This window comes from Lactobacillus colini (genome assembly GCF_017874575.1).
Taxonomy (GTDB): Bacteria; Bacillota; Bacilli; order Lactobacillales; family Lactobacillaceae; genus Lactobacillus; species Lactobacillus colini.
Map to the genome: position 1 here is coordinate 1 of NZ_JAGGLU010000023.1, position 7,708 is coordinate 7,708.

Here is a 7,708-nt window from a genome sequence, read left to right on the forward strand (position 1 = left end):
TATTTGTGGTTATTTACATTCTAACAAAGAGTCACAAATGGGCTTTTTTAATTTTATGAACTAAGTGTTCAATTTGATTCTACAATTAACGAAAAAGATAAAATTGCAATATTTCCAATTATAATAACTGAAACCAGCGACTCAAAAGTTAAATATACCGTTCATGTTCCTGATCTCGATAGAGATACACAAGGTAATACAGTAGCAGAAGCAATTGAAATGGGTAAAGATTTAATAGGTACTATGTCACTAGTTGAAAAACTACCTGCCAATAATACTAAAATACCAAAAGTTGGAGCTAATTCTATAGCTACACTAGTTGATGTCAACATTTCAAAGTATCAAAGAATGAATGATGATAGGACAGTTAAAAAGACCCTCACTATTCCTAATTACTTGAATGAAGAAGCAAAAGAAGCAGGTATTAACTTTTCAGCCATTTTAACAGATGCTTTAAAGCAAAAACTTGAAATTGAATAATATAAAAATACAATGTTACAATCCTACGTTTATAGATACTTAAACAAGTCATCTATAAACGTAGGATTTTTATATATCCTAAACGATCATTAGAAAAAGACCAGTACGTTAACATTTTAATAACTAAATCAATATATTATAGCTAAGCTTTTTTAAAAAATATTATAAAAAAGTGTTCAAAATTGAACGCTTAAGTATATTTATGAGGACGCCAGGAATTGAACCCATATCTTAGCTGATTAACAACTACGTATTGCCCGTTAGACGACTTATCCTCACTTTTTATTTTACTACATCAGTAAATATATTTTCAAAATTAGTTGTAGCTCGTGTTCCATTTTAGAATGTTCATATCCAAAATGAGTATGACTACTAGCTTACAACTTCCCATCTACCACCTTTTGACGATCCATCAAGAGGTGCCGGATTAGTTTTAGAATACCAATAATCTTCACCACTATCGTCAATTATTCGATAAAATGAGCCTTCTTCACCCAGACATTTATATATTTTTCCATTAGTTAGGCTGTCAACTCCAAACGACTCACCTATATATTTTAATTTCATACTCATCCCTCCTATGTTTATGAATCAATTTTCTTAAAGTTCTTTATTTTTGGTTCATACATCTTGAGTGCCAAAATATTTTACTCAAAATATATTCATTTATGCCATTTACAAGTTAGATAAAAATAAAAGGACAATCACATATACCGCAATTGTCCTAAACGTAGAAAGCGACCAGATTTGAACTGATGTCTTGACTAATACACGCGCCTCAATTTAAATATGCCAGTACAACATATCTTTGCATACCACTCTATCGGATCGCTAAATAAAGTGTAAAGCCCTGTTCTCCCTACTAAACTACAGCTTTCTACTTATTTACATTTTTCCATACTTTTATAACTTCCGCTATCATTTTGCGCTCTTTTCTAGTTAATTTTTTGGTGCCATTTTCAGCATTATAGTATCTTAAATGAGTATGTGGCTGAATATATTTTCCTTTTATTTTGTGTTTATGATCTATGTCAATTTGTTTATACTTCTTTTTGTTTTTATAAAAAGCAATACTTTTTAACTCATTTTGGTTATCAACAGAAATATAAACTCTGCCCTCTGTTTGAGTTTCTAAAGGCAATGTAGCAGGTATAGCCTTATTTTTCTTTCCTTTTCTATAGTCAAGACCATTGTTTTTTACAAACTTTATGTTCTTATATTTAAAAACTGACCTAAATTCAGTTCCATACCTATGACCTTTGATACTTACTCTAAAGTTTGCTCCTCTACCACCCATTTAACACTGCCTCATTAAGCTTGCTGCCAAAACTTTGTATTTGGATAATATTACCTCTACATTGTTTAGGAACCTTACCATAAAAAATAATCCTCTCTGGTGTTAATTTATTTAGCATCGCATTGTATCCTAGCCAAGCAAGAATAGCCACTACAATAACTTCCAATAGCCATATAGCTATATAAATAAACAAAGGTAGTAAAACTAACCACCAAAACCAGGTAATAATATTCAGTATCTTCAAAATGATAAAAATAATCGCTAAAGCTATCAATAAAGTCGCACTCCTTGTCAGTGCATGGATTGAAATTCATTGTCATATAAAACAGTAATATCCTGGTCTATAGTCGCACTCCTTGCGAGTGCGTGAGTTGGAATAATAACAGGGTGATAGTAATTGACAAAAAAAGAATTTGAACACTTGAAGGAATTAGAATATCTGGAAAAAATGATACACTTGATACAATTTTTGAAAGAATTGGAAAAGCATCAGATGACGACTTTATTGAATTATTATCCATATCAGAAATCTGAAAATTAAAAGTCCATTGAGATGTGAATAAAAAGATATTCAGCTTTAAAAACAAGCGGGCTTAAAAAATGGATTTTGATGAAATAATTAAAAGCTTAAAGATTAATCCTTTTAGACGTTTTAGGTACTTAGAAAATCTTTAGCAGATACATAAAATGATTGATCCATTACGAACAGTTAGGTAACATCTAGTATATTTATAGTCGCACTATTTAAATTTAATAAATTACTAAAAAGGAATCATAGCCATATCACAGCTAAGATTTCTTTTTAGATTTTTTGTTCTTACATGACGTATGTATGAATACATTATAGTAAGCTAATTAGCTAGTTAGACTAATTAATAATTAAGTACTAAAATATTATATAAAGCGATTACATAATTAGGATAGGCAAATGGCAGAATATATTGGACATACTAAAATAGACAAAAATGGCAAAATTATAGCTATTCAGTCACTAAGAGACCATTTATTAAATAGCAAAAAATATGCTGAAAAATTTGGCTCGGAACTAAATATTGCTCATGTAACTGGCTTAGCGGCGATCTTACACGATTTAGGAAAATATAGATCAGAATTTCAAGATTATATTAAAACTGGTAATGAAAAAAGAGGAAGTATTGATCATTCTACATTTGGAGGCGCATTTATTAAAGAATATGTTACTGATTACATACAATTAAATGAATGCGATCCCAATACTAGATTTAATCTGCAAATGCTTCAAAATATTTTAATGAATGCAATCTTTTCTCACCATAATACAAATGGATTAAAAGATTATCTATTAACAAGTAATAAGAGCCCCTTTTTGGAACGAATTCAAAATTTTTTAGATAGCAAGAAAAACGTTAATGAACTAAAGATTATTAAAAATATTTTTTATAGTGATGTGATGTCTAAAGCAAACTTGGACGATTATTTTAATCAGGCATTTACGGAATTTAAGAGAATAGTAGAGAACATTCTTACTAATAAAGATACAACTTTACCGAATCTAGCTATGCTTGGTAACTATGTTTATTCATGCTTGCTAGATGCTGATAGAACTGATGCTGCTAATTTTGAATATGGAAAGGAAGTTCTAAATCAAAATAATAGTCAAAAAATTTTTAAAACGTATTATAGACGTTTGGTTGATAAGCTTGATGATATGAATAAAGGCAAAATATCTCAGATAAATCAGTATAGGGCTGAAATGTCGCAAGAGTGCGATGATTTTGCTACAAAAAAGTCAGGCATTTATACTCTTTCTCTTCCAACCGGCGGAGGCAAGACGCTGGCAAGCATGAGATTATCTTTGAAGCATTCAATTTTGCATAATAAGAAAAGGATAATCTATGTTTTACCATATATAACGATAATTGAACAAAATGCGCGAGTTTTTCGAGAAAAGCTTAACAATAATGAAAACGATACAACTAATATTTTAGAATTTCACAGTAATATTTCTCAAAAGTTAAATACGCAATACAGCAATATCTCTCATAAACAAAATAATTTTGAATTTCAAAATTTAATGGATTTAGCAGAAGATAATTGGGATTCTCCTATTGTAATAACTACAATGGTCCAGTTTTTGAATACGTTTTATTCCTCAGGAACTAAAAATCGGCGAAGGTTGCATAATTTATGTAATTCAGTAATAGTTTTTGATGAAATTCAAAAGTTACCAATTGAAACAACGGCTTTATTCAACTATGCAATTAATTTCTTACAAGAGATATGTAATTGTAACATAATTCTTTGTACAGCTACTCAACCAGCACTAGATAAAATAAATGATCCCAAACTAAATATCTCTAAAAATGCGGAAATAATTTCAGATTTAGATGAGAGGATTGATCAGTTCAAGCGGGTTAAGTTTATAAATAAAATGTTCTCTAATGGAAGAAAAAGTGATCTTACTTGTGATGAAGCCGCTGTTAAAATTTTTGAAGCAACAGCGAAAACTGATTCTATTTTAGCAGTATTTAATACAATATCTGCCACTGAGAAGGTTTTTACTAAATTAAATGAATTATTAATAGAAAACAATGTTCAAATTCCTGTTTATTATTTAAGCACGCGTATGTGTCCGGCACATAGAAAAGATGTTATTAAAGATATAAAGAATAGATTGGAAGAAAATCAACCGGTTATTTGTATTTCTACTCCTTTGATTGAAGCTGGGGTTGATATTAGTTTCAAAAGTGTTTTCAGATCGGCCTGCGGTCTAGATTCGATTATTCAAACAGCAGGTAGATGTAATAGAAATTCAGAAACTGATTGTGGTTATGTTTATCTAATTTCAATAAAAAAAGAAGAAGAGAATCTAGAAAGATTAAAAACAATAAAAGCAGGTCAAGAAATTATGCTAGATATGATTACTAGTCAGCAAGCTGATATAACCAATTTACTTGATAAAAATGTGGTAGCACAATATTTTAATATTTTTTATAAAAAAGAGAATTTAAACGGCTTAACGCAGGGCAAAAGAGTTGGTGAATATAATCTTAGTGATTATGTTTTTCGAGTTGGGGTTAAAGAAAATAACATTAATACTGTGCCTTTTTCAGATTTTGAAACAATAGCTAAAAATTTTGAAGTAATTACCCAAAATACTACCTCGATTATCGTTCCTTATGGAAATAAGGCAAAAGACATCATTGCTGAGATAAATGGAGTTGTAAAGAATAAGTCTGATTTGAAAGATTTAATGAAGAAAGCCCAATCTTACATAGTAAATGTGTATAAAAATGTTTTCGATACATTAGATAAAGAAAGAGCATTAGAAGTTATTTCGCCAGAAAATTCTAATACTGCAATTTATGCATTAAAAGAGGGATATTATAATGAATATACAGGTTTGACAACACAATTCAATGCGGACTGCGTTGCAAATATTATTTTTTAAATGATAATTTTGAAGGTAAAAATGACTTATAGTGAAGATGAATATTTACAATTATCTGGAATTCAGCATTTTGCGTTTTGTCGTCGTCAGTGGGCATTAGCTCATATTGAGCGCCAATGGCAAGATAATTATTTAACTATAGCTGGGGATTTAATGCATAAAAGAGTAGACGATCCATATATTAGCGAAACGCGAGGGTCAAAATTTATTGTGAGAGCAATGCCTATTCATTCACGCGAATATGGTATATCAGGAAAATGTGATGCAGTAGAATTTTTAAAAGATAAAAATGGAGTAAATGTATATGGGAAACAAGGCAAGTACTTACCAATTCCTGTAGAATATAAGCATGGTAAGGAAAAATCTGATCATTCAGATAAATTACAACTTTTAGGTGAAGCACTTTGCTTAGAAGAGATGTTATTTTGTCATGTAGAGTATGGATATCTTTATTATGGAAAAATTCGTCATAGAGAAAAAGTTAAATTTACGGAAAGTCTACGTCAAGAATTTGAGAAAGATATTAATGAAATGCATGCTTATTGGAAGAAAAAATATACACCTAGGGTAAAGCCATCTGATAGGTGTAAATCTTGTTCTTTACGTGAAATTTGCTTGCCAGAGTTACTGAAAAGTGAAAATGTTCACTCGTATATCAAGAGAAGGCTAAATGAATGAAGAAGATAAATAACACATTATATGTAACTTCTAAAAATGCATATTTAGCTACAGAAGGCAATGATGTAAAAGTTATTATAGATAAAAAATGTGCTGGAAAAGTTCCTTTGCAGAATTTTGAGGCAATTGTCACTTTTGGTTATGCTGGCATTAGTCCAGGATTAATGCAAAAGTGTTTAGAAAATAGAATAAGTGTTTCTTTTATGTCTGAAACAGGTAGATTAAGGGGAAGAGTGGTAGGAAAACCGTATGGAAATGTTTATTTAAGAAAAACACAATATGGTGCCTCAATAGAGCCAGTATTAGCATTGCAAATTGCAAGCAACTTTATATTAGGCAAGATTTATAATCAGCGCTGGATTATTGAAAGGCTTACTCGCGATCATGGGATGCAAATAAATGTCGAAAAATTTAAAGATGTTTCTTCTAAACTGAAATTAGGATTAGATGCTATTGAAAGTACTGATTCAGTTGATAAATTACGTGGAATTGAAGGTAACCTTGCAACAGAATACTTCGCAATTTTTGATGATATGATAATTAATCAGAAGGAAACATTTTATTATCACGGAAGAAATCGTAGACCTCCTATGGATAATGTTAATGCATTGCTTTCTTTTGCTTATTCACTTTTAGCGGCTGAATGTTCAGCAGCATTAACTTCTAATGGGCTTGATTCGTATGTAGGTTTTATGCATGTAGATAGGTCCGGAAGGGAATCGTTAGCCCTTGATTTGATGGAAGAATTACGTGGGGTTGTTGCTGATAGGTTTGTTTTAAGTTTAATTAATAAAAAGATGATTAGCGAAAAAGACTTTGAACAAAAGGCTGATGGAGCTGTTCTACTTAGTGAAAGTGCTCGGAAGAAATTTTTAAGTGAATGGCAAAAAAATAAAATGAAAGAGTTGATGCACCCATATCTAAAGGAAAAAATACAATGGGGATTAGTTCCCTTTATACAATCACAGTTATTGGCAAGGTTTTTACGTGGGGATATAGATGAATATCCACCATTTTTATGGAAGTAACTAAAATTGATGGTAATAGTAAGTTATGATGTTAATACCAAGGATACAGCAGGAAAAAAGAGATTACGTCATGTGGCAAAAATTTGTCAAGACTATGGACAAAGAGTACAAAATTCTGTATTTGAATGTTTAGTAAACAATATGCAATTGGAAATATTGAAAAATAAGCTTTTAAGTGAAATAGATGAGGAGTATGATAGCCTATATTTTTTTAATATTGGATCTAGGTATCATAATAAAATATTTAGTTATGGCTGTAAGACTATTGTTGACCTAGACGGACCAGTTATTTTTTAGGGTGTAAGAAGTTAGTGAGCATATTTTCTGTGTGCTCGTATAGGAATTCTTTTGACTGGAAAGATAAATGATAAAATACTAGGTATTTTGCTTTTAATTAATGAACTGAAACTTGAAAGCACCATAACAAGTGTCTGGGAAAAAACTAATTTTCTAGACACTTTTATTTTTGGAAAGAAAAAGCCAAAAGACAAGCGGAAAGAGCGTGATTTTCAGCTTTCAGGTTTCAGATTTATAAATAAAACAACTTAGTTTAATAACATAGGTATTTGAACAGTAAATAAATTCTAAAGAAATTGATGACAAAATATGTAATAAGATGTTGACAATATAAATGGCAGTATGTATAATTAAAAACTGTCGTTGAGAAAAGAACACACGACACAACAATTTATCAAAAAACATCTTGACAAAGATGATGAGATATGATAAATTAAATAAGTCGTTTATCGACTTTCGTACCTTGAAAACTGAACAAAGTTTCGCAAAGTGTGCGGG

General features: G+C 30.4%; 9 protein-coding genes. 6 read left to right on the plus strand and 3 right to left on the minus strand.

Features of this window, described 5'->3' with window-relative positions:
* Positions 1-219 precede the first annotated feature (219 nt).
* Entirely contained in the window at positions 220-480 is a 261-nt protein-coding gene (locus J2Z60_RS10670; RefSeq protein ID WP_245328810.1) for a type II toxin-antitoxin system CcdA family antitoxin, read from the plus strand.
* A 372-nt stretch (positions 481-852) separates the two neighbouring features.
* On the opposite strand, the gene J2Z60_RS10675 is transcribed toward J2Z60_RS10670, so the two are convergent.
* The 3 genes from J2Z60_RS10675 to J2Z60_RS10685 form a co-directional block, all read right to left on the minus strand.
* Positions 853-1,047 carry a hypothetical protein gene (locus tag J2Z60_RS10675; protein ID WP_209687680.1) on the minus strand — a complete coding sequence of 65 codons (195 nt, stop codon included), beginning with the start codon at positions 1,045-1,047 and terminating at the stop codon, positions 853-855.
* Positions 1,048-1,357: 310 nt separating this feature from the next.
* Positions 1,358-1,777, minus strand: a complete 420-nt coding sequence (locus tag J2Z60_RS10680) for a hypothetical protein (RefSeq protein ID WP_209687681.1) — start codon at positions 1,775-1,777, stop codon at positions 1,358-1,360.
* Entirely contained in the window at positions 1,767-2,051 is a 285-nt protein-coding gene (locus tag J2Z60_RS10685) for a hypothetical protein (RefSeq protein ID WP_209687682.1), read from the minus strand. The genes J2Z60_RS10680 and J2Z60_RS10685 overlap by 11 nt, the downstream gene beginning before the upstream one ends.
* A gap of 654 nt (positions 2,052-2,705) precedes the next feature.
* Between J2Z60_RS10685 and cas3 the strand changes: the two genes are divergently transcribed.
* The 5 genes from cas3 to J2Z60_RS10710 are packed head-to-tail and all read left to right on the plus strand — an operon-like array spanning position 2,706 to position 7,462.
* Positions 2,706-5,207 carry a CRISPR-associated helicase Cas3' gene (cas3, locus tag J2Z60_RS10690; RefSeq protein WP_209687683.1) on the plus strand — a complete coding sequence of 834 codons (2,502 nt, stop codon included), beginning with the start codon at positions 2,706-2,708 and terminating at the stop codon, positions 5,205-5,207.
* A 21-nt stretch (positions 5,208-5,228) separates the two neighbouring features.
* A complete protein-coding gene (cas4, locus tag J2Z60_RS10695) occupies positions 5,229-5,885 on the plus strand; it encodes a CRISPR-associated protein Cas4 (RefSeq protein WP_209687684.1) in 657 nt (218 codons plus the stop codon).
* Complete coding sequence (cas1c, locus tag J2Z60_RS10700) at positions 5,882-6,913, plus strand: type I-C CRISPR-associated endonuclease Cas1c (protein ID WP_209687685.1); 1,032 nt, start codon at positions 5,882-5,884, stop codon at positions 6,911-6,913. Before cas4 ends, cas1c begins: the two co-directional genes overlap by 4 nt.
* Before the next feature lie 6 nt (positions 6,914-6,919).
* Positions 6,920-7,210: a CRISPR-associated endonuclease Cas2 gene (gene cas2, locus J2Z60_RS10705; protein ID WP_209687686.1), complete on the plus strand. Its 291-nt coding sequence runs from the start codon at positions 6,920-6,922 to the stop codon at positions 7,208-7,210.
* 51 nt (positions 7,211-7,261) lie between these two features.
* A complete protein-coding gene (locus tag J2Z60_RS10710) occupies positions 7,262-7,462 on the plus strand; it encodes a hypothetical protein (protein ID WP_209687687.1) in 201 nt (66 codons plus the stop codon).
* The last annotated feature ends 246 nt before the right edge of the window (positions 7,463-7,708 follow it).

Bases quoted from the DNA above. Each gene is read 5' to 3' on its own strand.
- J2Z60_RS10670 (WP_245328810.1), top strand. From the start codon at position 220: ATGGGTAAAGATTTAATAGGTACTATGTCACTAGTTGAAAAACTACCT.
- J2Z60_RS10675 (WP_209687680.1), bottom strand. From the start codon at position 1,047: ATGAAATTAAAATATATAGGTGAGTCGTTTGGAGTTGACAGCCTAACT.
- J2Z60_RS10680 (WP_209687681.1), bottom strand. From the start codon at position 1,777: ATGGGTGGTAGAGGAGCAAACTTTAGAGTAAGTATCAAAGGTCATAGG.
- cas3 (WP_209687683.1), top strand. From the start codon at position 2,706: ATGGCAGAATATATTGGACATACTAAAATAGACAAAAATGGCAAAATT.
- cas4 (WP_209687684.1), top strand. From the start codon at position 5,229: ATGACTTATAGTGAAGATGAATATTTACAATTATCTGGAATTCAGCAT.
- cas1c (WP_209687685.1), top strand. From the start codon at position 5,882: ATGAAGAAGATAAATAACACATTATATGTAACTTCTAAAAATGCATAT.